The following is a 712-nucleotide window of genomic DNA, read 5'->3' as shown; positions in this document are numbered from 1 at the left end:
GCAGTGCATCCGATACCGACCGACATGATTGCCGCACAAATTGCCGCGATTCAGGAAGATTTCCAAATCCGCGCCTATAAAATCGGCATGCTGGGTACGGCGGAAATCATCGAATGCGTGGTGGAACAAACCGCCGAATGCGACTTCGGCAAACGCGTGTTGGATCCGGTCATGATTGCCAAAGGCGGTGCGCCGTTGTTGGAAAATTCAGCCGTCGAAGCCATGAAGCGCCTGCTGCTGCCACATACGGACGTATTGACCCCCAATCTGCCCGAAGCGCAGGCTTTGACGGGTATCAATATTGAAAACCGCCAAGATGCGGAACGCGCCGCCAAAATTCTTCAGGATTGGGGCGTGAAAAATGTGGTGATTAAAGGCGGCCATCTTGCCGACAGTCAAAGCGAATATTGCACCGACTGGCTGTTTACGCCATACGAAACCATCGAGCTGAACAGCAAACGTTTCCCGACGCCGCATACGCATGGCACGGGCTGCACGTTTTCTGCCTGCATTACTGCCGAGTTGGCAAAAGGGTTTAGCGTGCCCGAGGCGGTTCAAACGGCAAAAAACTATATTACCGCCGCCATTTCCCATCCTTTGGGCATCGGGGCAGGGCACGGACCGGTCAACCACTGGGCGTATCGGGACGAATAATGCGTTCAGACCAATTGTAATTGATTGTATTTTTCAGATGGCCTGACTAGGTTTATTA

General features: G+C 52.9%; 1 protein-coding gene. It reads left to right on the top strand.

Annotated elements, in window-relative coordinates:
- Positions 1-654, top strand: a 654-nt coding sequence (thiD, locus tag ACTHUM_RS16640; protein ID WP_440403511.1) for a bifunctional hydroxymethylpyrimidine kinase/phosphomethylpyrimidine kinase, incomplete at its 5' end; no start/stop codon positions are given.
- Positions 655-712 lie beyond the last annotated feature (58 nt).

It is taken from the genome of Neisseria sp. P0021.S006 (genome assembly GCF_051956895.1).
The sequence above is the reverse complement of the archived record's forward strand: the minus strand, read 5'-3'. Positions and strand labels throughout refer to the sequence as shown.